Origin of the sequence: Salipaludibacillus sp. HK11 (assembly GCF_047795645.1) — a bacterium.
GTDB lineage: Bacteria > Bacillota > Bacilli > Bacillales > Salisediminibacteriaceae > Salipaludibacillus.
The window spans coordinates 2,237,927-2,261,365 of sequence record NZ_CP181045.1; the positions used below are offsets into that span (position 1 = coordinate 2,237,927).

At 36.5% G+C, this 23,439-nt stretch carries 25 protein-coding genes; 7 read left to right on the forward strand and 18 right to left on the reverse strand.

What is annotated here, in order from left to right:
• Window positions 1–6: 6 nt before the first annotated feature.
• From pfkA to dnaE, 6 genes are all read right to left on the reverse strand, one after another.
• On the reverse strand, window positions 7–966 hold the full coding sequence (gene pfkA, locus ACM26V_RS11075) for a 6-phosphofructokinase (RefSeq protein ID WP_416151480.1): 960 nt from the start codon (window positions 964–966) through the stop codon (window positions 7–9).
• A gap of 130 nt (window positions 967–1,096) precedes the next feature.
• Window positions 1,097–2,074, reverse strand: coding sequence for an acetyl-CoA carboxylase carboxyl transferase subunit alpha (gene accA, locus ACM26V_RS11080; protein WP_416151481.1), 978 nt, complete (start codon window positions 2,072–2,074; stop codon window positions 1,097–1,099).
• A gap of 4 nt (window positions 2,075–2,078) precedes the next feature.
• Window positions 2,079–2,948 (reverse strand): acetyl-CoA carboxylase, carboxyltransferase subunit beta, encoded by an 870-nt coding sequence (gene accD / locus ACM26V_RS11085; RefSeq protein WP_416151482.1) that lies wholly within the window; start codon window positions 2,946–2,948, stop codon window positions 2,079–2,081.
• A 413-nt stretch (window positions 2,949–3,361) separates the two neighbouring features.
• Entirely contained in the window at window positions 3,362–4,024 is a 663-nt protein-coding gene (locus ACM26V_RS11090) for a FadR/GntR family transcriptional regulator (protein ID WP_416151483.1), read from the reverse strand.
• A 100-nt stretch (window positions 4,025–4,124) separates the two neighbouring features.
• A complete protein-coding gene (locus tag ACM26V_RS11095) occupies window positions 4,125–5,327 on the reverse strand; it encodes an NAD(P)-dependent malic enzyme (RefSeq protein ID WP_416151850.1) in 1,203 nt (400 codons plus the stop codon).
• A gap of 112 nt (window positions 5,328–5,439) precedes the next feature.
• On the reverse strand, window positions 5,440–8,838 hold the full coding sequence (dnaE, locus tag ACM26V_RS11100; protein WP_416151484.1) for a DNA polymerase III subunit alpha: 3,399 nt from the start codon (window positions 8,836–8,838) through the stop codon (window positions 5,440–5,442).
• Window positions 8,839–9,027: 189 nt separating this feature from the next.
• On the opposite strand from dnaE, the gene ACM26V_RS11105 reads away from it, so the two are divergent.
• The 3 genes from ACM26V_RS11105 to ACM26V_RS11115 all read left to right on the forward strand — a co-directional run bounded on the left by ACM26V_RS11105 (window position 9,028) and on the right by ACM26V_RS11115 (window position 10,288).
• On the forward strand, window positions 9,028–9,360 hold the full coding sequence (locus tag ACM26V_RS11105) for a YtrH family sporulation protein (RefSeq protein ID WP_110609776.1): 333 nt from the start codon (window positions 9,028–9,030) through the stop codon (window positions 9,358–9,360).
• Window positions 9,357–9,860: a sporulation membrane protein YtrI gene (ytrI, locus tag ACM26V_RS11110; RefSeq protein WP_416151485.1), complete on the forward strand. Its 504-nt coding sequence runs from the start codon at window positions 9,357–9,359 to the stop codon at window positions 9,858–9,860. Before ACM26V_RS11105 ends, ytrI begins: the two co-directional genes overlap by 4 nt.
• A 245-nt stretch (window positions 9,861–10,105) precedes the next feature.
• Complete coding sequence (locus tag ACM26V_RS11115) at window positions 10,106–10,288, forward strand: hypothetical protein (protein ID WP_416151486.1); 183 nt, start codon at window positions 10,106–10,108, stop codon at window positions 10,286–10,288.
• 118 nt (window positions 10,289–10,406) lie between these two features.
• On the opposite strand, the gene ACM26V_RS11120 is transcribed toward ACM26V_RS11115, so the two are convergent.
• Complete coding sequence (locus ACM26V_RS11120) at window positions 10,407–11,339, reverse strand: DHH family phosphoesterase (RefSeq protein ID WP_416151487.1); 933 nt, start codon at window positions 11,337–11,339, stop codon at window positions 10,407–10,409.
• Window positions 11,340–11,453: 114 nt separating this feature from the next.
• On the opposite strand from ACM26V_RS11120, the gene ACM26V_RS11125 reads away from it, so the two are divergent.
• Entirely contained in the window at window positions 11,454–11,747 is a 294-nt protein-coding gene (locus ACM26V_RS11125; protein WP_416151488.1) for a YtpI family protein, read from the forward strand.
• Window positions 11,748–11,752: 5 nt separating this feature from the next.
• On the opposite strand, the gene ACM26V_RS11130 is transcribed toward ACM26V_RS11125, so the two are convergent.
• Window positions 11,753–13,063 carry a DRTGG domain-containing protein gene (locus tag ACM26V_RS11130; RefSeq protein WP_416151851.1) on the reverse strand — a complete coding sequence of 437 codons (1,311 nt, stop codon included), beginning with the start codon at window positions 13,061–13,063 and terminating at the stop codon, window positions 11,753–11,755.
• 201 nt (window positions 13,064–13,264) lie between these two features.
• On the opposite strand from ACM26V_RS11130, the gene ACM26V_RS11135 reads away from it, so the two are divergent.
• Entirely contained in the window at window positions 13,265–13,933 is a 669-nt protein-coding gene (locus ACM26V_RS11135) for a hypothetical protein (protein WP_416151489.1), read from the forward strand.
• A gap of 64 nt (window positions 13,934–13,997) precedes the next feature.
• On the opposite strand, the gene ACM26V_RS11140 is transcribed toward ACM26V_RS11135, so the two are convergent.
• From ACM26V_RS11140 to ACM26V_RS11150, 3 genes are all read right to left on the reverse strand, one after another.
• Entirely contained in the window at window positions 13,998–14,681 is a 684-nt protein-coding gene (locus tag ACM26V_RS11140; protein WP_416151490.1) for a metal-dependent hydrolase, read from the reverse strand.
• A gap of 233 nt (window positions 14,682–14,914) precedes the next feature.
• Complete coding sequence (locus tag ACM26V_RS11145; protein WP_416151491.1) at window positions 14,915–15,292, reverse strand: hypothetical protein; 378 nt, start codon at window positions 15,290–15,292, stop codon at window positions 14,915–14,917.
• Window positions 15,293–15,348: 56 nt separating this feature from the next.
• Window positions 15,349–16,104 (reverse strand): SDR family oxidoreductase, encoded by a 756-nt coding sequence (locus ACM26V_RS11150; protein WP_416151492.1) that lies wholly within the window; start codon window positions 16,102–16,104, stop codon window positions 15,349–15,351.
• 287 nt (window positions 16,105–16,391) lie between these two features.
• Between ACM26V_RS11150 and ACM26V_RS11155 the strand changes: the two genes are divergently transcribed.
• Together ACM26V_RS11155 and ACM26V_RS11160 are read left to right on the forward strand one after the other, a co-directional pair.
• Complete coding sequence (locus tag ACM26V_RS11155; protein ID WP_416151493.1) at window positions 16,392–16,838, forward strand: universal stress protein; 447 nt, start codon at window positions 16,392–16,394, stop codon at window positions 16,836–16,838.
• Between the two features lie 17 nt (window positions 16,839–16,855).
• Window positions 16,856–17,167 (forward strand): hypothetical protein, encoded by a 312-nt coding sequence (locus ACM26V_RS11160; RefSeq protein ID WP_416151494.1) that lies wholly within the window; start codon window positions 16,856–16,858, stop codon window positions 17,165–17,167.
• Between the two features lie 131 nt (window positions 17,168–17,298).
• Here the strand turns inward: ACM26V_RS11160 and ACM26V_RS11165 are convergent, their stop codons facing one another.
• The 7 genes from ACM26V_RS11165 to sppA all read right to left on the reverse strand — a co-directional run bounded on the left by ACM26V_RS11165 (window position 17,299) and on the right by sppA (window position 23,293).
• Window positions 17,299–18,483 (reverse strand): acetate kinase, encoded by a 1,185-nt coding sequence (locus ACM26V_RS11165; RefSeq protein ID WP_416151852.1) that lies wholly within the window; start codon window positions 18,481–18,483, stop codon window positions 17,299–17,301.
• A gap of 261 nt (window positions 18,484–18,744) precedes the next feature.
• Window positions 18,745–19,746: a class I SAM-dependent methyltransferase gene (locus ACM26V_RS11170; RefSeq protein ID WP_416151495.1), complete on the reverse strand. Its 1,002-nt coding sequence runs from the start codon at window positions 19,744–19,746 to the stop codon at window positions 18,745–18,747.
• Window positions 19,747–19,928: 182 nt separating this feature from the next.
• A complete protein-coding gene (gene tpx, locus ACM26V_RS11175) occupies window positions 19,929–20,429 on the reverse strand; it encodes a thiol peroxidase (protein ID WP_416151496.1) in 501 nt (166 codons plus the stop codon).
• 104 nt (window positions 20,430–20,533) lie between these two features.
• Window positions 20,534–20,971 carry a GerW family sporulation protein gene (gene ytfJ / locus ACM26V_RS11180; RefSeq protein ID WP_416151497.1) on the reverse strand — a complete coding sequence of 146 codons (438 nt, stop codon included), beginning with the start codon at window positions 20,969–20,971 and terminating at the stop codon, window positions 20,534–20,536.
• A gap of 30 nt (window positions 20,972–21,001) precedes the next feature.
• On the reverse strand, window positions 21,002–21,646 hold the full coding sequence (locus ACM26V_RS11185; RefSeq protein ID WP_416151498.1) for a DUF2953 domain-containing protein: 645 nt from the start codon (window positions 21,644–21,646) through the stop codon (window positions 21,002–21,004).
• A 103-nt stretch (window positions 21,647–21,749) separates the two neighbouring features.
• Window positions 21,750–22,292, reverse strand: coding sequence for an RDD family protein (locus ACM26V_RS11190; protein ID WP_416151499.1), 543 nt, complete (start codon window positions 22,290–22,292; stop codon window positions 21,750–21,752).
• 8 nt (window positions 22,293–22,300) lie between these two features.
• Complete coding sequence (gene sppA / locus ACM26V_RS11195; RefSeq protein WP_416151500.1) at window positions 22,301–23,293, reverse strand: signal peptide peptidase SppA; 993 nt, start codon at window positions 23,291–23,293, stop codon at window positions 22,301–22,303.
• Window positions 23,294–23,439: the final 146 nt, after the last annotated feature.

Here is a 23,439-nt window from a genome sequence, read left to right on the forward strand (position 1 = left end):
TGCCTTTTATATGGACAACTCTTTAGATAGGTTGTACATCTTTTCATCTAAACTATGCTTTCTTGATAAAGCGTCATCAATATCGTGTACTACGAGTTGATTATTTTCAATCCCTACCATCTTACCGGCATCTCCTGCAAGAAGTACTTCTACAGCTTTGGCTCCCAATCTACTAGCCAAAACTCGATCTTGTGCAGTTGGAGATCCTCCACGCTGTATATGACCGAGTATAGTTACTCTTGTTTCCAAATCCGTTTTATCTTGAATCTCTTTTCCTATTTCTACGCCAGATCCAACACCTTCAGCAACAATAATAATACTGTGCTTCTTACCACGGTCAGTTCCGCGTTTTAAACGGCTAACAATATCTTTCATGTCATCTTTTACTTCAGGCACCATAATCGTTTCAGCACCATTAGCCAAACCAGACCAAAGTGCTAAGTCACCAGCATTACGTCCCATAACTTCAATAACATATGTACGTTCATGAGATGTTGCGGTATCACGAATTTTATCAATTGCATCAATTATTGTATTGAGCGCTGTATCAAAACCAATTGTAAAATCGGTCCCTGGAATATCATTATCTATTGTTCCAGGTACGCCAATAGTAGGGTAACCATGTTCAACAAGTTTTTGTGCACCTCGGAAAGATCCATCTCCACCGATAACAACTAAACCTTCGATCCCGAATTTTTTTAATTGTTCAATTCCCTTTTCTTGACCTTCAAGCGTTTTAAACTCTTCACAACGAGCCGTGTAAAGTTTCGTACCTCCGCGTTGAATAATGTCACCTACAGAACCAATATCAAGTTTTTCTATGTCTCCGTTAATTAAACCTGCGAAACCAGAATAAATTCCATAAACTTCAAGATCATGAAAGATAGCTTTCCGAACAACTGCTCGAATTGCTGCATTCATACCTGGTGAATCTCCTCCACTTGTTAGAACTCCAATACGTTTCATTCGATCTCTTCACCTCAATTTTCATTTCTTTTTATATTATGTGTTAAAAATAACACTTTCATTTATGAAACACAATAGAGATCAGACATCAGACAAATAGGCTTTCTCACTTAAGAAAAAGCATAAAGTCTTATTCCCCAACCATGACATCGTTTACACAGTCGTATTCTCCGATTTTGTTAAATTTTTCGTAACGTTTGTTCACAAGTTCATTAAAGTCATATTTCATTAACTCTGCAAGCGCGTATTTCAAAGTTTGACGAATATAATCAGCCTGAACCTCCACGTTTCGATGAGCACCTCCACGAACCTCGCGAATAACATCATCAATTAAAGCCAAATCATTTAAATCTGTTGCAGTTATTTTCATGGTTTCCGCTGCTCTTTTAGCTTCAGCAGAATCTTTCCATAATAAAGCAGCAGCACCTTCAGGAGAAATAACAGAATATGTCGAGTTTTCCAACATAAAAATACGGTCCCCAACACCTAGTGCAAGAGCTCCGCCACTTCCACCTTCACCAATCACGATGCATATTATCGGTACTCGAAGACCAGCCATTTCGATTAAGTTTCTAGCAATAGCTTCGCTCTGTCCTCTTTCCTCCGCTGATTTTCCTGGATAAGCTCCTTTTGTATCAATAAAGCAGATCACAGGACGTTTAAACTTTTCTGCTTGCTTCATTAAGCGTAAAGCTTTTCTAAATCCTTCTGGGTGAGGCATACCAAAATTTCTTTTTACATTTTCTTTTGTATCTCTACCACGTTGATGACCAATAACTGTGACAGGTGCCCCTTCAAATTTAGCTATACCACCAACAATTGCTGCATCATCTCCATAATAACGGTCGCCATACAATTCCATGAAGTTAGTAAATAATTTCTCAATGTAGTCTAGTGTGGTGGGACGGTGACTATGTCGAGCCAATTGTACTCGATCCCAAGCAGACATATTTCCATATATATCTTCTTCTAATTGCTCTAACCGAACCTCTAATTTTTCGATTTCGCCAGAAAGATCAATTTCTTTTTCAATCGTAAATGCTTTCAGTTCAGATATTTTGTTTCTAAGTTCAATAATTGGTTTTTCAAATAGTAACTGTTCTGCCATAAATTTAGTCCTCCTTTATCACCGGATAAGGTTGATGAATTGATAAGATATTTCCCAATGTTTTCTTTAATTCTTTCCGGTGGACCACTTGATCTAATTGTCCGTGGTCTAGAAGAAATTCAGATGTTTGAAAATCATCCGGCAATTTTTGTCTTATCGTTTGTTCGATAATACGTCTTCCAGCAAAACCAATCAAGGCGTTTGGTTCAGCTAAATTAATATCACCAAGAGAAGCAAAGCTAGCTGACACCCCTCCGGTTGTTGGGTGCGTCATTATGCTAATGAAAAGTAAACCTGATTCATGAAGTCTGTTTAACGCAGTACTAGTTTTTGCCATCTGCATAAGACTAAATACACCTTCTTGCATCCTTGCTCCACCAGATGCAGCAAACATAATAAACGGTTTTTCTTCGTCAATCGCATGTTGAATCGCTCTTGACATTTTTTCACCAACGACTGATCCCATACTCCCCATTCTGAACCTAGCATCCATTACACCAATAATGACTCCTATGTCGTCAATTGTCCCTCGTCCAGTCACAACCGCTTCATTTAATCCTGTTTTCTTACGATCACTTTCTGACTTTTCTTTATAATCAGGAAAATTTAATGGATCTTTTGCAATCATATTAGAATCGAATTCTTCAAAACTGCCTTCATCTAAAGTATATTCAATTCTTTCCGATGACGAAAGGCGGTGATGAAATTGACATTGGTCACAGACCATTTGATTTTTTCTTAATTCTTTAATATAGATTATTGATTTACAAGACGGACATTTGCTCATTAACCCTTCAGGAACCTCTTGTTTTGCTTGTTCCGATGGGATAGTTGCATACTTTCTTCTCTTCTTTGAAAATAAATCTCTTATCACAATCTCACCTCGTTTATAAACAAGACTTGGCTTTTCGCCCAGAAAGGCGAAAGCCTTAGTCGCTGTTATACTTTCTTCCTTTTCTCTTCCAATTTACTCGGAAAGGTATAAACAAGACTTAGCTTTTCGCCAGTAATAGAGGATCTTCGGCTAAGTTCTCCGCGTCCTGCGGAAACACCGAAGTCACCACATCCTGTGCAAGTAAACCTTAGTCGCTGTTATACTTTCTTCAAGTTAAAGTTCGTTATTAGTAACTAATTAAAATAAACCATTTTGGCAGATTTCTTAAAAGAAACAGTCTACTAACTGACAAGCAGAAATTTGTTCTATCATACACTTTTCCACCGTCTAGTTCAAGGTTGCTATTAGCAATTGTTACTTATCGTTTTTGGAAAAATACTAAAATAAGACCTTTAGAATTGACTATTTTTCAGATGACATTTTAACGTATGAATGACCATTTCTTCATCCCTAGCTAACATCGCTTCATAGATTTTTTGATGTTCAATAATAGAATCATCTGTCCTACCTTCCCTTGCTAAGGAGTCTCTTAAAACGATTTTGCTATACTCTACCAATGGTCTCCAAATATTCAACATGAGATTGTTATGACTACATTCCATTAGTGTTTTATGGAATAAATAATCTTCTTCAACTGGGACTACTCCTTTAGACCAGCTTGTACGAGATTCAATTATCAACCTTCGTAACGAAGCAAGTTGTCCTTCAGATGCCCGCTTACAGCCCAGTCGAACAGCCTCAATTTCAATGATTCTCCGAGTCTCTGTTACATCTTGTCTTGCTTGCTCATCTTTAAGGAAAAAACTTGCTAAAATCTCAGCCAACCGGTAACTGCCTGGTTCCTGAATAAATGTCCCTTCTCCTTTTCTTGTTTCAATTAGGTCCAGTAATTCTAGCGCACGCAAAGCCTCTCTTACAGAAGATCTACTTGCTTGAAGTCGCTCGGCCAAGTCACGTTCTGACGGTAGTTTATCTCCAGCATACAATTGATCAATTTGAATTATTTCTTCTATTTTTTTTAGGACATTAAGATAAACTTTCCCGTCTTCAGCCATTCTAGCAATAAAACCTCCTCAACTATTGTGTCACATAAGAAAAATCGTTTCATAGTTATTAAATATTTTAACTCTGCAGACAATCAAGGGAATCATTTTATTAATCAATAATAGTTAATTCTCTTGTTTTTCTTTCAATGTCTTCTGGGTTAACTTGCTTCCTTGCTACACCTGTTTCCATCGCGGCAATCGCGACACTTTTTGCTACTGCTGGGGCTACCCTTGGGTCAAATGGTGCCGGGATAACATAATCCGAATGTAGGTCACTCTCACTTACTAACTCGGCAATTGCTTTTACTGCAGCAACTTTCATTTCTTCGTTAATGTGAGTTGCTCTCACATCTAATGCCCCTCTGAAAATACCAGGAAATGCCAAAACATTATTAACTTGATTTGGAAAGTCGGATCTACCCGTCCCTATCACACTTGCCCCAGCCGCTTTCGCATCATCTGGCATGATCTCTGGAACTGGATTGGCCATAGCAAATATAACCGGTTCACTATTCATACTTTCTACCATTTCTTTCGTTAAGGCACCTGCAACCGACACGCCTACAAAAACGTCCGTTCCTTGAATTACCTCTTTTAACGACCCTTCTAATTTCTCTAAATTAGTCAAAAGTGATAATTCATGCTTTAAATTATTCATTCCATAAGGGCGTCCTTCATATATCGCGCCTTTAGAGTCACATAAAATAAAATGCTTACACCCCATACTCATTAATAATTTCATAATTGCTATTCCTGCTGCTCCTGCACCATTAACAACAACTTTAATTTCAGTCATTGATTTCCCTGAAAGCTTTAATGCATTAAGCAGGCCTGCGGCTGTGACAATCGCTGTTCCATGCTGATCATCATGAAATACAGGAATGTTCATTTCTTTTTTCAATTTTTTTTCTATTTCAAAACAACGGGGCGCTGCGATATCCTCTAAATTTATCCCACCGAATGTTGGTTCCATTAATTTTACAGTTTCAACAATTTTATCTACATCATTGGTATCCAAACAAATCGGAAACGCGTCTACACCAGCAAAAGATTTAAATAAAACGGCTTTCCCTTCCATTACTGGCATCGCAGCTTCAGGTCCAATATTTCCCAACCCTAAAACCGCACTACCATCAGTAACTACACCGACCATATTTCCCTTAACTGTATAATCATATACAGTTTGTGGATCCTCAAAGATCTCCTTACAAGGTTCAGCAACTCCAGGCGAATAAGCTAAGGACAAATCATTCGCATTACGAACGGCTACTTTTGATTTCGTTTCAATTTTCCCTTTATTTATTCTATGCATATGTAATGCTTCTTCTCTTAAAGTCGTCACTTATCTCACGCTCCCTAATTATAAAATCGGAGTGGTCTGACCACCCCATAGACTTTACTATTATAACAAAAAACGAAGTCTGTTACACCCTTCGTTTTTTTAAATAGACATTCTTATTACCTAATATCCCTTTAAGTTTTATAATAAATGCATCATCATCTGCAACATTCCACATTTCCGACAATCGAATCGCTTGTTGATTCGATTGGTATTTAAGCACGACTGGCACTTCCCCAGGTGTATTTTGCAGGACCATCTTAAGTTCTTCTAATTTCCCCTGACGTTCATGTAGAGTTGTTATATATAAATATAAAATCGTTTGGTTTTGTTCCTCTTGCTTTCTGTTTAATGCATCAATTGTTGTACATTGATCAAGAAGAATTTTTTTGTCTCCTTTATGCTCTTGTACTCTTCCTTCAATAAAGACTAATTCTTCTTTTTGTAACTTTGATTGAAACTTGCGAAAGGGTTTCGGGAATACCGTAACTTCAATTTCACCTGTTTCGTCTGATAACCGTAAAAAAGACATTTGTTCATTCTTTTTTGTTTGGATAATTCGGTGAGCTTCAATCATTCCAGCCACTCGCACCAATGTGCGGTCTACAATTAACTCATTCACTTCCGCAATCAATTTACGATCGAATGAACGTAATAATTGCCTCTCTCCTTCTATAGGGTGCCCTGAAGCGTAGAAGCCGAGAACCTCTTTTTCAAACCGCAACCGATCTTTATCTGACATTGGAGCTACATCAGTATATTGGGGATTTAATTCTTCTTCATAGAACAAAGGAGCTTGTCCACGATCTCGCTTTTCCTGTTCTTTCGCTCCGTATTCCATCGCTTCATCTATAGAGGCTAATAAACTTGCACGATCAATATTGAAATCATCCAATGCGCCTGCAAATACTAATGCTTCTAGAGCTTTTCTCGGCAAAAATTTACTAGGAACCTTCGCACATACATCAAATAAATTTTCAAAAGGAGACTCGTTTCTCTGTTCAATTAGTTGTTGAACCGTTTGAAGACCGACATTCTTTAATGACGCAAGACCAATCCAAATTGCCTGCTCCTTTACAGTAAACAAAGCCTCACTGTTCATAATGGAAGGACCTTCTATGGAAATATTTTTTCTCCTAGCGTCAGAAATATATTCTCCTATCTTATCTTGATGATGAATCGACATATCCATAAGACCACAAGAAAACTCAAGAGGATAATTAGCTTTTAAATAAGCTAGTTGATACGAAATCATACTATAGGCAACAGCATGACTCCTGTTGAATCCATAATCTGCAAACCGCACAATCAGATCATACACTCCTTCAGCTTCTTCTGATGAGTATCCCTTCTTCAAAGAACCTTGCACAAATTGCATTCTAGTTTTCTCAAGGGTTTCTCTTTTTTTCTTACCTACAGCTCTTCTAAGTACATCAGCTTCACCTAAACTAAACCCAGCCATTATTGATGCGACTTGCATAATTTGTTCCTGATAAATTAACACACCGTAAGTTTGTTTCAAAATCACTTGCAAATCATCATGCGGATAGGAAATAGCTTCCGTACCATGCTTTCTAGCGATATATGAAGGGATATTTTCCATTGGTCCAGGGCGATACAAGGCGTTAACAGCGACGACGTCTTCAAAATGTGATGGTTTCAAACGTCGAAGAACACTTTTCATTCCTGAAGATTCCAATTGAAAAATCCCGCTTGTATCTCCCTCTCCTAACATTTTAAATGTGCGTTCATCTGAAGGTGGTAGATCATTAATATCGACGACGTTTCCAGTCGATTTATAAATCAGTTTAAGAACTCGTTCAATAAAACTTAAATTTCTCAACCCTAAAAAATCCATCTTCAGCAACCCGATATTTTCTAAGTCTCCCATAGGAAACTGCGTTAAATACAATCCATCGTGACCTTTTTGAAGTGGAACAACATTCGTCAAAGGGTCCTTACTAATTACTATTCCTGCGGCATGGATAGATGTATGCCTTGGTAATCCTTCGATATGCTGAGCAATTCGAAATAGTTCCGTTAGCTCTTGATCCTTTTCAACGATTTCTCTCAATACTGAACTCTCTTGGACCGCATCACGCAATTGAATATTAGGGCGACTAGGTATTTGCTTTGCTACACGATCAATTTTTTTCGAATCAATATCCAGTACTCTTCCTGAATCTCTGAGTGCCGCTTTTGCGGCCAGTGTTCCAAAAGTGACAATCTGTGCAACGTGGTTTTTACCATATTTTTTGGCAACATATTGAATAACCTCGTCACGCTGTTGATCTGAAAAATCAATATCAATATCAGGCATCGACACTCGTTCTGGATTCAAAAACCGTTCAAATAATAACCCATATTTAATAGGGTCTACATTAGTAATTTTAAGAACATATGCTACGAGTGAACCTGCAGCAGATCCCCTGCCAGGACCTGTCAATATATGCTGTTTGTGCGCATAATTCATAAAATCAGCCACGATTAAAAAGTAGTCCTCATAGTTCATGTCAGATATGACCTTAAGTTCATATTCCAACCGCTCTGATACTTCTGTCGTTAAAATAGTGTATCTTTCCTTAAGACCTCTTTCACACAACATTCTTAAAAAAGTGTGCGAAGTGCCACCATTAGGAACCGGAAACTGAGGTAATACAGGATTCCCTAAAGATATCTCCACATGACAGCGGTCGGCGATTCGTTCTGATTCTTCAAGTGCTGATCCCCATGTCGGGAAAACTTCTTTCATTTCTGCTTCACTTTTCAGTGTGTATTCTTCAGAAGTAATTGTCTCTGGAATCAAAGAAAGACGTTCTCCTAATCGAATAGCATGTAAAACGCGATGAGCATCTACTTGCTCTCTTTTTATAAAATGAACGTGATTACTAGCAACAACAGGAACTTGTTTCACCTTGACCCATTCTCGTAGCGCAAGAAGTCGTTCTCGTTCGATCCTCCTCCAATGGTTTTGTATTTCTAAGTAAACATCTTCTTTTCCTGCATATGAAGTCAATTGATTGTATAATTTATCAGCATCCGCTTCGAAACCTTTTTCAACTAACTGTTGCATTTCACCTTGTTCAAACGGACTTATCACAATTACATCTGTTAAATGCGTACTTAGCTCATCATATGTTAAGTACGGTTCCAGGGTATTTTGTCTCGTTTGAGCTTTGCTCGTCATGGTTAACAACGCACGATATCCTTGATTGTTTTTCGCTAAGAAAAGCAATCGATGTTCAGGTTTTTCTCTCTCCGTCAAAATCGATTTAGCAATTCCTAGTTCAACTCCGATCAATGGTTTAATTCCATGTTTTATACATTCTTTATAAAATGGAATAACACCGTGCATCGCATCTATATCAGTTATTGCAAGTGCTTTGAAGTTTTTATTTACCGCTTCCTTCACAAGTTTTTCTATTTTTACTGCACTTTGTAACAGACTGAATTCACTATGTACATGAAGATGAACAAATCCCATTATTTTTCCCCTTTCTTTTTAGTTTTTATCTATATTATTTCAGCTTAAAATCAAACAACATTCTCATCATTTTCTCTAATTTAGTATATCACGAACTTATGTTCGTTACACAAAAAATAATTTCAGTCATACTCGTCCACCAATGTCCATATTTATGATTATGAGCCTGTTATTAAAGGAGGACTCGTTATGGACAAGGATTTTATCGCCACGCTCGTCATTGATTTTTTCGTAGCATTTGGAGTAATAATCGGCGGGACGATTGTAGGGGGAATCGGTGCGTACCTCATCGGCAAACCCCCTTTATCTATTATGTATGATTTAGCTTCTAGTTTAAAGATTTGGGCTCTTGTAGCAGCAATTGGAGGAACATTTGATGCCATTTCAACACTAGAGAGAGGGATTTTCGAAGGGACACACGCAGATATATTTAAAACATTAGTAATGATTTTTGCGGCATTATCAGGCGCGCATAGTGGTACAGTTCTTATTCAATGGATCACGCAAGAGGGGGTAAAATGAGAATTCCTACGCTTTACCGCGATAAGAGCTGGCAACGTTTTTTTGCCGGCTTTTTTATAGGTTTATTATTTGGATGGATGTTTTTTTTGTATCATTTCGGTACCGTTCATGAAAAACTTGTACTAAAAATTGGTGATCAGCAAACAGAAATTGAGAAACACGAAAATACAATTGAAATTTTAAGAGAAGACCAAGATGAACAAAATGAAGAAAATCAAAAAATGTTAACAGTGCAAGATATTCGAATCGATTTCATCAATGAAGGAGACATCAAATTGAGCGAGTTAACATTACATGACCTTAGAGCTGCTGTTGAAAGTGAACTTGAAGAGGTTCGCAACAAAGATATCGAAACCGTTGCCAACTCAAGTAATTTCATCTACAAAACGGTAGAAAACAAAGTATTTATTATTAATGATAAAAGGTATCAACTTAAAGTTGAGCAGTTATTTTTGTTCACAACATTGAAAATGGATGTCATGATCGTTCCTGCTGAATGACGAATTTAGCTTTTTTGTGAATTATTCAGTCAATTCGTTCCCATCCTGACACACCTATTATATACTATAATTATTCCTACGTATGTTGACTAAATCCACTAATCTTAAATCATAAAAAGTATCGACTAGTTTAGAAAAACTTGGCTTTTCGCCAAGTCCTTCATGTCAAAAGCCTTAGTTTATCTTACACTATAATCCTTTAGCGAAGTTAAACATTCTTAAAACGTCAAGGGGGGTTATCTGAAATGAAAGTGATGAGCAGGAGAAAAATCGCGCACGAAAAAGTGAAAACGATTCAATCTGGTTACACCGCATTCACTGAGACGAAAGAAGTATCTGACCGGATCAAACAGGAACTCAACTATTTAGAAATTAAATATATAGAAGAAAAAACGGAACTTGGGTCATGGTTTATTCCTCAAAAATGAGCGTAATATTACGCTCATTTTTTTGTGAAAGAAATAAGAAATTCATTGTTTATGCCCCAACCGACTAGGAAAACTTCCTTCGATACGTCTAAGTCCGTCTTCAAGTCTCTCTGCAATTCTATTTACAAAGCTCATCTAATTCTTTAATTACTTGATCTGTTTCACTCCAATCTTTCGCAGATGCCCCAGATGCCATAGGGTGTCCTCCACCATTGAAACGTGCAGCTAACTTGTGAATTTCAGGACCTTTGGAGCGCAGTCTCACACGAATAATATCTTCTTCCTCTACAAAAAACACCCAAGCTTTCAAACCTTTTAACGTCGAAAAACAATTCACAATTGATGCAGCTTCTTTCGAAGTTACGTTAAATCGTGACAATATATCTTTCGGTAAATTCACATATGCAGCACCTGAAGGTAAAATATTTAGTTCGCTTAATACATACCCTTCTAATCTGAGAATTGGTAAGCTCGTTTCGTAAAGGTAATTATACAGGTCTGGTCTAGAAAAGTCTGCTTCTACAAGTCTGCCGGCATAATAAAACGTCTTTTCTGTTGTATTTGGAAATTGAAAACGCCCTGTATCTGCAACAATCCCTGCATATAACAAACGAGCCATATTGTCATTCATTTTAGCCCCGTCTTTTTCCATTTCTAGAAATAATTCAAAAATCATCTCGCTCGTTGAACTTGCGTCTGTATTCACCCACACTGTCTCACCAAAAGGATCATTATTAGGATGATGATCTATTTTTATTAAATCAGCAGCCTGACTATAACGCTGATCATCGACACGATCCGTATTCGCTGTATCACAAACAATCGCTAAAGATCGTTTGAACTGTTCATCCGTAATCTTGTCCATGTGAGCCATGAACGTTAGCGATGGCTCTTCCACTCCTGCTAAAAGAATAGTTTTTTCAGGGAAAAAATCTTGAATCATTGCTTTTAATCCTGCTTGTGAACCGACTGCATCAGGATCTGGACGAACGTGGCGATGAATAATAATCGAATCCCATTTTTTTATTTTATCAATAATTTCTTTTTTCACCTTATTCACTCCTCATAAGTTTAGAACACTCCAAGTTGCTTACACTAGCTTTCTACTTTACAATAGTTACGACAAGTTCATTTATTATAAAACGGTTTTGTAAAGGAGAAAAAAATGTTTTTTATATTTCTTATTTTCGCTTCACTCGTCACCTTCGTATTTTTCAAAGTGCAACAGTCTAGAGCTTCTGGTCCAATTGAAAAACGGTGGTACTCTTCCAAAGGTAGTATTGCTATTGGCGTATTTTTTATCGCCTTTGGGATTAATAGTTATGTCAATTTACAAACAACAGTTTCGGCTATTACAACACTTATTTTTGTTGTATTCGGAGCCGTTAATGTATTTTTTGGATACAAACATTTTCGCATGTATACTGTTCGCGCTAAAGAAGAACAAGCTAAGTCTTAAAAGTATTAACGATCAATTAATTGTGCCATAAGCATGGCCTTGCCTACAATTTGGTCCTGGTGATAGAGCTCAACATCCACCTTACCAAATTTCCGACCAACTTCTAATATTTTGGGACGAACTTGCATCATAGCATCTATCTGGACTGGTTTAATAAAAAATAATGTGATATTTTCGACAACCAAATCACCTTTTTTATGTTTTCGCAACACCCTGCTTCCAGCTTCGGTAACTATGGTGGTCATCACTCCATAAGAGATCGTCCCAAGGTGGTTAGTCATTTGAGGTGTTAATTCGAGCTGAAAGCAATATTCACGTGCAGTCGATACATCTTCAAAATGGCGCGTCACCAGATCTTCAATAGTATCACCTACTTGAGGTTGCCGCTGAACCATCTGCAACGCTTTAAGTACATCTTGCCTAGAAATGACACCAAGTAATTTTTTGGCGTTATTAATAACTGGTAAGAGCTCGATTCCTTCCCAAACCATCATGTGCGCAGCTGATGCGACAGATGTTTGACTATTAACAGTTATAGGTTGCTTCGTCATCACCTTTTCTATATCCACAAAAGGGCTCACACCCATGACGTCTTTAGCCGTAACAATTCCGTGAAGTTTCATCTCATCCCCTACAATCGGATAACGGCTATGTCCTGTTTTACCATTCAATTCATGCCATTTCTCAACAGTATGAGACGTTGTTAAATAATTTGTATTTTCAATTGAAATCAAGATATCTTCAACTGAAATAATCTCTTTTTTTATTAATTGATCATAGATCGCTCGGTTAATCATCGTAGCCACTGTGAAGGTATCGTAACTAGTCGAAATAATTGGCAACTTCAATTCATCTGCTAACTGTTTCACATCTTCACTCGTATCAAAACCACCTGTAATTAATACAGCTGCTCCTTCTTGAAGCGCTAATTTATGTACTTCTTCCCGATTACCGACAATTAGCAAATTACCTGCCTCTACATATCGTAGCATGGCTTCTGCTTTCATGGCACCAATGACAAATTTATTAAGTGTTTTATAAAGACCATCTCGTCCACCTAATACGGATCCATCAACAATGTTAATCACTTCGGCATAGGTTAGTCGTTCAATGTTTTCTTTTAGTTTTTTCTCAATACGGATCGTACCGACCCGTTCAATTGTACTGACTAAGCCTTGATTTTCAGCGTCTTTAATCGCTCTATATGCGGTACCTTCACTCACATTTAATACTTTTGCAATGTGCCGTACGGAAATTTTATTTCCAACTTCTAAAGAACGAATATGCTGTAGTATTTGTTCATGCTTTGTCATTATCGGGTTCACATCCTTTTTAATAAACTGTTTAGTTTCCTTTCTTAATCTGTACTACTACAAGTATAGCCGTATCAACCTGCTACTTCAAGGTTCAATCGTGTGTTATTTAAAACGATGTATAAATGAAGAACATTTTCGGGTATATAAATAAGATCATCACAAAAAAATCTGTATTTTCTATGAAACAAAGGAGTGACGATAATGTCGGAACGACTTTTAATTTTTATGTTTTATATTCCATTATTTTTTTTACTAGTTTCTTGTAATAACGGCACATTAGAGTCATCTGAATACAATACTGAGGAAGATACGGTTGAAGTCGTTTTCGAAGAACAACAAAACAGCTTAACAGCTCAGAATTATAAAGAATTAACCGAAGAATCAATCATACTTTATGAGGCTAAAACTCCTCTGTATATCACTAATCGGTATGACAAAAAGAAATGGTTTATTCGACTCTATATTCAGATGCATGAATACAATGAAAATTGGACAATTGACGAGCTTTTTGATCTTGCCGAAGAAAGATATGAATACGAAAAAGCTTGGAAAGATTATGCAATGAAAGAGTATTCTGTTAGCGTAAGTGAGGAAGAAATTGAATCTCAATCAAGTTATAACTACAATATATATCAAGATAACCTCCCTCCCTCTGTCAGAGGAATGTCCGATGGTTTAGACTTGTCAGTAGAAGAATTTATGTTGGAGTTTGACCGTGATCATGCTGAGCGATCAGTCATATGGAAAAAATTAATGCCGCTTTTACTAGAAGAGCATCAAGATCAAGGTAACCAGCGTCTAGATGGCGTCTATTTAGGACAGATATACGAAGATGAAGTCAGCGACTACATGGAAGATGAGATAAGGTAAAAAAAGATGCCGTTCCAAAGAACGTCATCTTTTTAAGGACTTTAAATATTTAATTCCAAAACAATTAAATAGTAATCTGCTCACCAGCTTGTAATGCAATCCCTTTACCAGACTTAACTTCTCTAGCAAATTTTACAGCATCCTGCTCAATTACTGGAAATGTATTATAGTGAATCGGGACAACTTTTTTTGCGTTAACCCATTCTGCAGCAATCAAAGCATCGCGAGGTCCCATCGTAAAATTATCACCAATTGGTAAAAACGCTACATCTATGTCATTGTATTCACCAATTAATTTTAAATCCGAAAATAGCGCCGTATCCCCAGCATGATAAATTGTCTTTCCTTCACTAGAAAATAATATCCCTCCTGGCATACCTGTATAAATAATTCGCTGATTTTCTTCTTCTGTATAAGAAGACCCATGAAATGCTTGTGTGTATTTCACTTTCCCAAACGCAAATTCGTGAGCCCCCCCAATATGCATCGGATGAGTATTTACCCCTTTCCATCCTAAGTATGTTGCCAATTCAAAGGGCGCAACTACTAAAGCATCATTCTTCTTTGCTATTTCCACTGTATCTCCAACATGATCATTATGTCCATGCGTCAGGAGAATCACATCTGCTTTCGTATTATCTGAAGTCAAATCAGTCATACCATTACCTGTAATAAATGGATCAATGTAAATGTTTGTGCCATTCGTTTCAATTTTAACAACTGAATGTCCGTGAAAAGACAGTTTCATAGGTAAATCCTCTCCTTTTAAAACATGATCTTTTCCTTTATATACCCTGTATTTTGCTTAATTATGCATCGATTTTTAATTAAATATGGTATTATAATTATTAGTATTACGAATATTCGCTAGAGGAGTATTATATATGGATACCAAGCAAATAAATAATAATCGAGTATATTCATAAGTTTAGAAAATACTAAAAACCCTTGTGAAAACTTACTTTTCCACAAGGGCTCATTCTACTTTGTGCTATTCCAAACCCACGTTTGCATGTATTGATCTGCATCAATTTTTTTAATCGTTATTCTTTCCAACATGTTGTATTCATTATTAACTTTATTAGCAACTTCATCGGAAATCTTCGGTTCAGTTAAGTCAATCATCATCAACATTTTTTCAAAAGAATCCTTTGCTTTTTCACCGCGAAAAATAGAATCTCCTTCTTCATACTCAAACTGATCAGGATTCTCATACTCCCATTCGTAAATAATCTCTTCGGTTTCAATCGTAACCTTTAATGATGAATCTTGAAGAAAGTTATATTTTGCTAAAGTTACAGGAGTCGCAGTATTAAAGCTAATACAAACAATAACAAGGATCATTACGTTACGTAACATTTTTATTCACCTCATTATCATTCTGTGAAAAAAATTGGCGATTTATTCATGGATAATTAACGATATTTATGAAGTACATCTACTCCACCCGTCACTTCTACTACTGCTCCTGTAACCATATCCGCCTTCGGTTCAGAAAGAAATAGAATCGTGCGAGCAATATCCTCCCCTGTTCCAGATCTTCCTATCGAGGTTTCTTCGTCGTAAGCAGTTCTTGCATCTTCAATATTTGCTTCTTTCATTTCTCCTAATATTTCCCCAGGACAAACCATATTTGCTGTAATACCATACTCCGCTTCTTCAATCGAAATTGTTTTTGTTAATGACACAAGTCCAACTTTAGCAGCAGCGAATGCTGAACGATACACCCAACCCGGTGCATGTTGCGCTTCTTGAAACCCATAAGTAATAATTCTTCCATATTTTTGCTCTCTCATAATTGGAATCACTTGTTTAAATAAGTAAAATGCTGAAGATAAATTACCATCAATCATTTGCAACCATTGATCATCTGAATAATCCATCAACTTCTTTCTTTCAAAAATATATGGCCCAGCATTCAATACCAATACGTCTATTCTTGAAAAACGCTCATATGCTTTTTCAACAAGATTGACTAGATCTCCTTTTATAGTCACGTCACCTTTCACAAATTGAATTCGTTCTAGTTTATCAGCCCAAACTTCGCGTAAATGTCCGATCACTTTCTCACTACGATAATTAATTGTTAAGGAATAGCCTTCATCTAATAGTGTTTCGGAAACTTTTCTTCCGAGTCCTTTTGACCCAGCTGTGATTATCGCATGACGCATCACTTACCCTCTTTTCTTTGAAATCATTTATAAAACATTGTCAAATTAAAATCATAGATCTTTCTTACAATTATTTATTATGGATTATTTACATCTATTCTAAGTTTATTATACTAATGGATATGGGTAGTTGTAAAAAGATATACTTATTATTATATTCACAATGGGCACTAAAGATCTCCCCGCTCTCAAAAATAAATAGTTATAATTTTTCGTTATTTTTATTTAAATTTGATATAATAACAATATAAATGATTATTTCCACCTATTAAAAAGGAGGTTGTATCATGCCAGTCAAATACAAGACAATTTTAGTTGCTGTCGACGGTTCTGAAGAAGCTAAACGTGCATTTAAAAAAGCTGCTATTTTAGCGAAAGATAACGGATCAAAATTATTGCTCACTCATATTGTTGATACGAGAACATTTGCTTCTGTTGAACATTATGACAGAACCATCTTTTCTGAAGCGGAAAAGTATGCTAGGGAAATGCTCGAAAAATATAAACAATTAGCTCTTACTGATGGGCTAACTGACGTGACATTAATTCTTGATTACGGCTCTCCAAAGATAAAAATTGCTAAGGATGTAGCGAAAAAATATGAAGTCGATTTAATTGTCACGGGTGCAACAGGTTTAAATGCAGTAGAGCGATTCTTGATAGGAAGTGTGTCTGAACATATCACAAGACATTCGAGATGCGATGTCTTAATTGTAAGAACTGAATTAGATTAATTTTTGGAGGATTCATTATGACTGTCACATTCAAATATGATGCTCGTCTTGGTATCAAGCTCCCTAATTTAAGTAAGGCTTGGGATGAGTATCCGATCGAAACACAGAGTGAAACGCTAGCTCAATGGGAGAAATTTCGCGGAAACATCCCTGATCGAATCAAACATATAGAAGAGTCGATCAATTACTTGCAAGACCAGCTTTATCAGGAAAGTAACTTTCAACTCAGCTGTCAAATAAATAGTGATATCGCTGAGCTCGCTTCCATTATTAATGACTTATGGATTTGGTACCGTACGGGAGAAGATGTTAAAGTTACTCATGTTTAACAAATGGATATGAATGTTTATAATATGTAAGGAAAGAGGATTCTAAAAACCTCTTTCCTTTTTTGGAATTGAAACAATTGAATGAACCCCAAGCAAAAAGCTCTCCAAAAAATGGACAGCTTTTTAAAAGATTAACTTAATTTTAGTGTATCTCTCGCAATCATAACTTCCTCATTTGTCGGAATGACCATGACTTTTACCGGAGAGTGTGGATAATTCAAAAACGCTTCTTTCCCACGTATTTTATTTAGTGTAGGATCCCAATAAACTCCCATAAACTCCATACCCTTTAACACTTGACCACGAATCGTCTCACTATTTTCACCGATCCCAGCTGTGAAAATAACTGCATCAAGTCCATGCATACGTGCTGCATAAGAACCGATGTATTTATGAATACGAGATGTAAACACTTCAAGAGCTAAACGAGCACGATCATTACCTAAATCTGCTTCGATTTCAATATCTCTTAAATCACTTGAGAACCCTGACAAAGCTAGCATACCACTTTTTTTATTCAATACATTCATGACTTCCTCAGCAGTTAAATCTGCTTTTTCCATAATATACGGAATTAGGGCAGGGTCAATATTTCCCGATCTCGTCCCCATCGTCACACCCGCAAGTGGTGTAAAACCCATAGAAGTATCGATCGATTTTCCACCTTCAATAGCTGCTATACTCGCCCCATTACCTAAATGACAAGAAATTAATCGTAAATTTTCCACTGGACGCCCCAGCATTTCAGCTGCTCTTTCTGATACATACTTGTGTGAAGTACCGTGGAATCCATATTTACGAATTCCATATTTCTCATAATACTCGTAAGGAAGACTATACAAATAGGATCCCTCTGGCATCGTTTGATGAAAAGCTGTGTCAAATACTGCCACGGCTTGAACATTAGGTAAAATTTCTTTAAATGCACGAATACCGACTAAGTTTGCTGGATTGTGAAGTGGCGCAAGTTCAGACACATCCTCGATTCCTTTAAGAACTTCATCATTTATCACAACAGAGTCATTGAACTTTTCTCCACCATGAACTACACGGTGACCGATCCCTTGAATCTCATCTAATGATTTAATGATTCCAAAACTCGTAAGTTTTTCTAACAAAATTTCAACTGCTTTAGCGTGATCTGCAATCTCTCTTGTTTCCTTTTTCTTTTCTCCATCGACTTCAATCATAAATATAGCATCATTTAATCCGATTCGCTCAACTATTCCCTTAGTAACAATTTCTTCACTAGGCATCTCTAATAGCTGAAACTTCAAAGATGAGCTTCCAGCATTTATCGCCATAATCTTCGACATATCTTTTAATCGCTCCTTCATCATTCTTCTTATTTATCGTATCACTTCATTTTATCAACATAAATAATTAAAACATGAGTGAATAAAGAATGCAACCTCTGTTCCATCAACTATTCAAAACAGAACTATAACAGATTTAATTCAAAAAACACTGTAATAAAAGTAAATACAGAGCCCATCAACATATAACTGTCCCTAAACAGATTGTCAATTAGATAAAACATAGTACAGATATAGCAAAAATGAAACTTTTGTGAAGATTTATTTCTCTTGGTTTAAATGGTCATCAAACCAAGTGGATATCCGTTGCATCATGTCTGCTAAAGCAGCCTCTCTTGTAAATGAAGGTAGCTCTGCTAAAAGGGCTTGTTTAGGTTCTATCATACCCTGAATACGCCGCCTTAACACAAGAATACTTTTAGCCGCTAGTTGATTCTTAAACATGGAAGAAGGAAGCTGCATTAAGGAATATATCATTGCATCTTTTTTAATAAATGCATGCAGATTTGCTGACTGTTCCGTTTGAAAAATATTATTAGGCACTAAAAAAATCGCAAAACCACCTGGTTTCACATGATTAATCGCCTGTTCTATAAGAAGATGATGAACATAAGAGTGTCCTTCCGCCGCTTTTGTAGAGAAAGTCTTTACTTTATCATCGTTTGGATAGTAACCTGCAGGTAAATCTGACATCACCAAATCTGCATTATTAATCAACCTGGTACTCACACTATCTTGATGAAAAAGATCGACCGAATGTTTTTGTAAATTTGCATTTGTATACGCAATTTTTAATAACGTTTCATCTGGATCAGCTCCAACAAAATGTCCCTCAACCTCCAATTGGTTCATAACAGCTGTCATTAAATTACCAGAACCAACAGCTGGGTCAAGGAGAACCGGTTTATCAGAAGGAGTATAACCTAACAGCTTGTTCACAATATAGCCTATAAATAGACTGACAGCATCTGGAGTCATCGCATGATGAGGTTGGGTAGCTTCTTTCATTCCTTTTAAGACAGCTAGTTGGATTGCTCTACGATATTCTTCTGGTGCAATATCTTCTTTGGAAATTTTCGTTAACAAAAATGAAATCTTTTCTTTTTTGTCTTCCTTTAACTCTTGTAGGACTTGATTCTGAAACAAATTCTCTCCCATATCTCCAAGAGCATCCAAATATGGTAAATCTAATTCCTGTTTAATAATCTCCGCTCCCTCATCTAATATGAGGTATATCCGTTCTGTATTTGTATTTTCTTGCATCCTTTGTCACGTCCCTTTTCCAAAATAACATTTCTTACTAATACTTCCCCATTGTATAAGATTAGCTATCAGTTATCAAAAATTAGTAAAATGTTATTTAGTCACATTAATTTAAAACTTGTTAGGTAAAAAAAACAAACACTAAAAAAGGAAAGCACCTTGTTAGGCGCTTTCCCAAATAATTATTTGGCTGATTCGGCAGCTTCCACAGCTGCTTCATAATTTGGATGATTCGTTACTTCTGGAACATATTCCACATAAGTTACAGTATCAGAACTGTCTACAACAAAAATAGACCGTGAAAGTAATCTAAGTTCTTCAATAGCAACTCCGAATTTTTTTCCAAAATCAAGATTTCGATGATCAGAAAGTGTTTGGACATTTTCAATGCCAGCTGCTGCACACCAACGTTTTTGGGCAAAAGGAAGGTCGACACTTATCGTAAGCACTTCCACGTTCTTAAGTTTCGCAGCTTCTTCATTAAATTTGCGCGTTTGCTGATCACAAACACCGGTATCAATAGATGGTACTACACTGATTAGTCGTACCTTTCCCTTTGAATCAGATAGTTTCACTTCAGAGAGGTCATTTGCCAAAACGGTAAAGTCAGGTGCTGCATCTCCCACTGAAACACTATTTCCTATCAGTGTTACTGGTTTTTCTTTGAATGTTACGTTAGCCATTTGTAGATCTCCTCCTATTAATTATACAATCACTATCTTAATAAGAGTACCACAAATACCCAATAGTTATAAACCTATTTGCACCATTCCAACAGTTTCAATCATTAAACTGTTGGACCATTTGAGGTGGGGTCATTCGCTTGTTGATTTGAATCACTACTAGTAGATTGCATCATCTGTTGAATTTTATCCACTACTTGAGGAGTGAATTCCATTAATTTTTCATATAAATGAGCTTGCTGATCAAGATGAATCATTTTAACCCCATAATTAGTGACAACCAAAAAAGCTACTGGCGTAATTGAAACTCCGCCACCGCTACCACCACCAAAAGGATGTTTTTCTTCGCTTTCGTCTTTTGCATGGTCAATAACAAATTCACTTCCACCTGCAGCAAAACCAAACCCAACTTTTGAAATCGGTAAAATCACACTTCCGTCAGGTGTTTCAACTGGATCGCCAACAATTGTATTGACATCCACCATTTCTTTTAAATTTTCCATTGCTGTTTTCATTAGCCCTTGAATTGGATGATCAGACATTGATCTTCCTCCCTTAGTTAATCATTGATGTTATTTTGCTTTTTTTCTTTTATTTTTTTCTCTATGCCGTAATATCTTTAAACCCATATGTATAGCATAACCGATTCGAAATGAAACCATGCATTGAAAACTGGTTGCAACCAATAAGTTTTGAAAATGAGGGACAACTTGAACTTTTGGTTCATCAACCATACGCATATAATGAGCAAGTAAACCGATAAATGTACCTTTAACTATCCATACAAAACCACAGCCAGTTCCTGTTTTATCAGCTTCCTCTAATCCTAAATGTGTCTTCCATTGAAATTTTGAGATTTCAGCTTTAGCTAGAAACGAATGTAATATTTTATAAAATCCGATTGTTCGCTCAAGAAATTCCTGAAGCTGTTGAACATCTCTTATAAACTCATTTACAGAAAACTTTATTTTCTCTTCCTCTTCTGGACCAACTCCTTCTCCCTCTTCCTTGACCACGACAGAGGGGCTTTCCTCATCTAAGTCAAAAGCAGGCACTTTAACCGTGTACTTTATAAAACGAGAAATAACTTGGATCGTGATTTTTGCATCAAAGTCTTTATTCGCTTGTTTCACCTCTATCTTAATATTCAATTTAAGAAAAAGGATTGATAACAATAATACTATTATGGTGATACTAATAATCATTATAATATTCATCGTCATTCACCCCATACTATCCAACATCTTCCTCTACCTATTTATGTTATCCAATTTAACAAAAAAAATCCTAACAGCTTTAACTGTTAGGATTAGCAAATACTTATTCAGAAGCTTCAACTGTAATTATTCGCCCTTTTCTTGGTTCGAGTCCAACAAACGTATTGCCAATTCTGTCATGTATTCCTCTTTTTTCAGGAGAGAAAGCGACGAATAAATACAATATATTTGTTATCACGATGGACTGATGAAGGTAACGACCTATAATTTCTCGAAAAACAACATCCATCCACGTCAAATCTTCATTTTTGTATGAATAAACTTTGATGCCAAGTAATTGTTTTCCCAATGTTTGGCGAAAGTACTTTGTCATCAAAGTAAAGTAGGTAAAAGCAACAATTGTTGAAATTACACCTCCAACGGTGAAAATTCCTATCGATAAATTCACATCTATAGCTAGGAAAAGTGGAACTAACAAAATCCCATTCAAGCTTGATACAACAAATAAATCAACGAGATAAGCCCACACACGCATCCAAAACCCTGCGTATAGTATCGTGACTTCAGTACCCTGTCGCGAGTTTTCTATTACTTCAATATATTCTTGTTCAGATGCCATGTTTAATTTTTGTTCTTCACTCATCATCTTCACCCTCAATCCGTATATAGGTACATTAACTGTGGGCCTTGGTTTTGTTGCAACCAGCCCTTAACTTCAGATAATCGTTGATTCTCTACAAGTTGTTGTGCTGTTCCTCCAAGTAGTGATCCAAAACCAAGATTTGTACCATACTCAACAACACGAACATCTCCACGCCCTAAATCTACTTTCATTGTGTCAATTACATCGTCTAAGTGTCCCACTCCATCAATTAAACCTTCATCTAGCGCTTGAGAACCTGTGTAAATTCGCCCATCAGCTAATTCTAATACACGGTTACGGTCCAGATCTCTACCATCTTCAATGACATCAACAAATCGTTCATAAGAGTCATCCACAAGACTTTGGAGGATTTCACGTTCGTCATCAGTCATCTCTCTTGTTTGAGACATAATATCTTTATACGTTCCACTTTTTATTACCTCTGTTGAAATACCCCACTCTTCAGCTAATTCACTAACATTAATTGACTGCATAATCACTCCTAAAGATCCAGTCAATGTCTGTGAGTTCGCATAAATTTTCTCAGCAGGTGCTGCAACATAATAACCTCCACTAGCAGCCATGCTTCCCATTGATACATAAACCTTCTTCCCATACTCCTCTTGTACTTTTTTTACTTTGTCATGGATTTCGTCACTTTCAACGACACCACCACCAGGAGTGTTCACTCGGAGAATCACACCGTGTACATCAGGGTCTTCCCCTGCATGTTCGAGTTGATCGAGAAGCAAGCTATGATCATAACCACCTGAAAATAACCCTCCTCCAACATCGTCAGTCATTACACCATTAAGGTGAATAACGGCTACTTTACCAAGTTGCTCCGAACCTTCTTCAATAACATTTTCATGAAAATCCTCATCAATACCACTAAAAAAATTCTCTAACGTTGTTGAAACATCAGTCGAAAACAGACTAACTGCTGATGATAGTAAAAAAAGGATACCTACTGCCACTACTGCATACCATCTTTTTGTATTCATTATAACCTCCTGTAATTGTATGTATAATCTTATCAATATTATCTTTCCATAATTCATTTAACAAAAAAGTCACTTTATAAATCCAAAGACAATCGATTTTCTGATACTATTAAAGTAGGAATCGGTAAAACTAATACCAAAACTAA

What these genes read in the sequence shown, in the direction of transcription:
- ACM26V_RS11150 (WP_416151492.1), bottom strand. Translation starts at nt 16,104, where the DNA reads ATGCGTCATGCGATAATCACAGCTGGGTCAAAAGGACTCGGAAGAAAA.
- ACM26V_RS11190 (WP_416151499.1), bottom strand. Translation starts at nt 22,292, where the DNA reads ATGATGAGTGAAGAACAAAAATTAAACATGGCATCTGAACAAGAATAT.
- ACM26V_RS11185 (WP_416151498.1), bottom strand. Translation starts at nt 21,646, where the DNA reads ATGAATATTATAATGATTATTAGTATCACCATAATAGTATTATTGTTA.
- pfkA (WP_416151480.1), bottom strand. Translation starts at nt 966, where the DNA reads ATGAAACGTATTGGAGTTCTAACAAGTGGAGGAGATTCACCAGGTATG.
- ACM26V_RS11095 (WP_416151850.1), bottom strand. Translation starts at nt 5,327, where the DNA reads ATGCATAGAATAAATAAAGGGAAAATTGAAACGAAATCAAAAGTAGCC.
- dnaE (WP_416151484.1), bottom strand. Translation starts at nt 8,838, where the DNA reads ATGGGATTTGTTCATCTTCATGTACATAGTGAATTCAGTCTGTTACAA.
- ACM26V_RS11135 (WP_416151489.1), top strand. Translation starts at nt 13,265, where the DNA reads ATGTCGGAACGACTTTTAATTTTTATGTTTTATATTCCATTATTTTTT.
- ACM26V_RS11170 (WP_416151495.1), bottom strand. Translation starts at nt 19,746, where the DNA reads ATGCAAGAAAATACAAATACAGAACGGATATACCTCATATTAGATGAG.
- ACM26V_RS11165 (WP_416151852.1), bottom strand. Translation starts at nt 18,483, where the DNA reads ATGTCGAAGATTATGGCGATAAATGCTGGAAGCTCATCTTTGAAGTTT.
- sppA (WP_416151500.1), bottom strand. Translation starts at nt 23,293, where the DNA reads ATGAATACAAAAAGATGGTATGCAGTAGTGGCAGTAGGTATCCTTTTT.
- ACM26V_RS11115 (WP_416151486.1), top strand. Translation starts at nt 10,106, where the DNA reads ATGAAAGTGATGAGCAGGAGAAAAATCGCGCACGAAAAAGTGAAAACG.
- ACM26V_RS11140 (WP_416151490.1), bottom strand. Translation starts at nt 14,681, where the DNA reads ATGAAACTGTCTTTTCACGGACATTCAGTTGTTAAAATTGAAACGAAT.
- ACM26V_RS11125 (WP_416151488.1), top strand. Translation starts at nt 11,454, where the DNA reads ATGTTTTTTATATTTCTTATTTTCGCTTCACTCGTCACCTTCGTATTT.
- ACM26V_RS11090 (WP_416151483.1), bottom strand. Translation starts at nt 4,024, where the DNA reads ATGGCTGAAGACGGGAAAGTTTATCTTAATGTCCTAAAAAAAATAGAA.
- ACM26V_RS11160 (WP_416151494.1), top strand. Translation starts at nt 16,856, where the DNA reads ATGACTGTCACATTCAAATATGATGCTCGTCTTGGTATCAAGCTCCCT.
- ytrI (WP_416151485.1), top strand. Translation starts at nt 9,357, where the DNA reads ATGAGAATTCCTACGCTTTACCGCGATAAGAGCTGGCAACGTTTTTTT.
- ytfJ (WP_416151497.1), bottom strand. Translation starts at nt 20,971, where the DNA reads ATGTCTGATCATCCAATTCAAGGGCTAATGAAAACAGCAATGGAAAAT.
- ACM26V_RS11155 (WP_416151493.1), top strand. Translation starts at nt 16,392, where the DNA reads ATGCCAGTCAAATACAAGACAATTTTAGTTGCTGTCGACGGTTCTGAA.
- accA (WP_416151481.1), bottom strand. Translation starts at nt 2,074, where the DNA reads ATGGCAGAACAGTTACTATTTGAAAAACCAATTATTGAACTTAGAAAC.
- tpx (WP_416151496.1), bottom strand. Translation starts at nt 20,429, where the DNA reads ATGGCTAACGTAACATTCAAAGAAAAACCAGTAACACTGATAGGAAAT.
- ACM26V_RS11105 (WP_110609776.1), top strand. Translation starts at nt 9,028, where the DNA reads ATGGACAAGGATTTTATCGCCACGCTCGTCATTGATTTTTTCGTAGCA.
- ACM26V_RS11145 (WP_416151491.1), bottom strand. Translation starts at nt 15,292, where the DNA reads ATGTTACGTAACGTAATGATCCTTGTTATTGTTTGTATTAGCTTTAAT.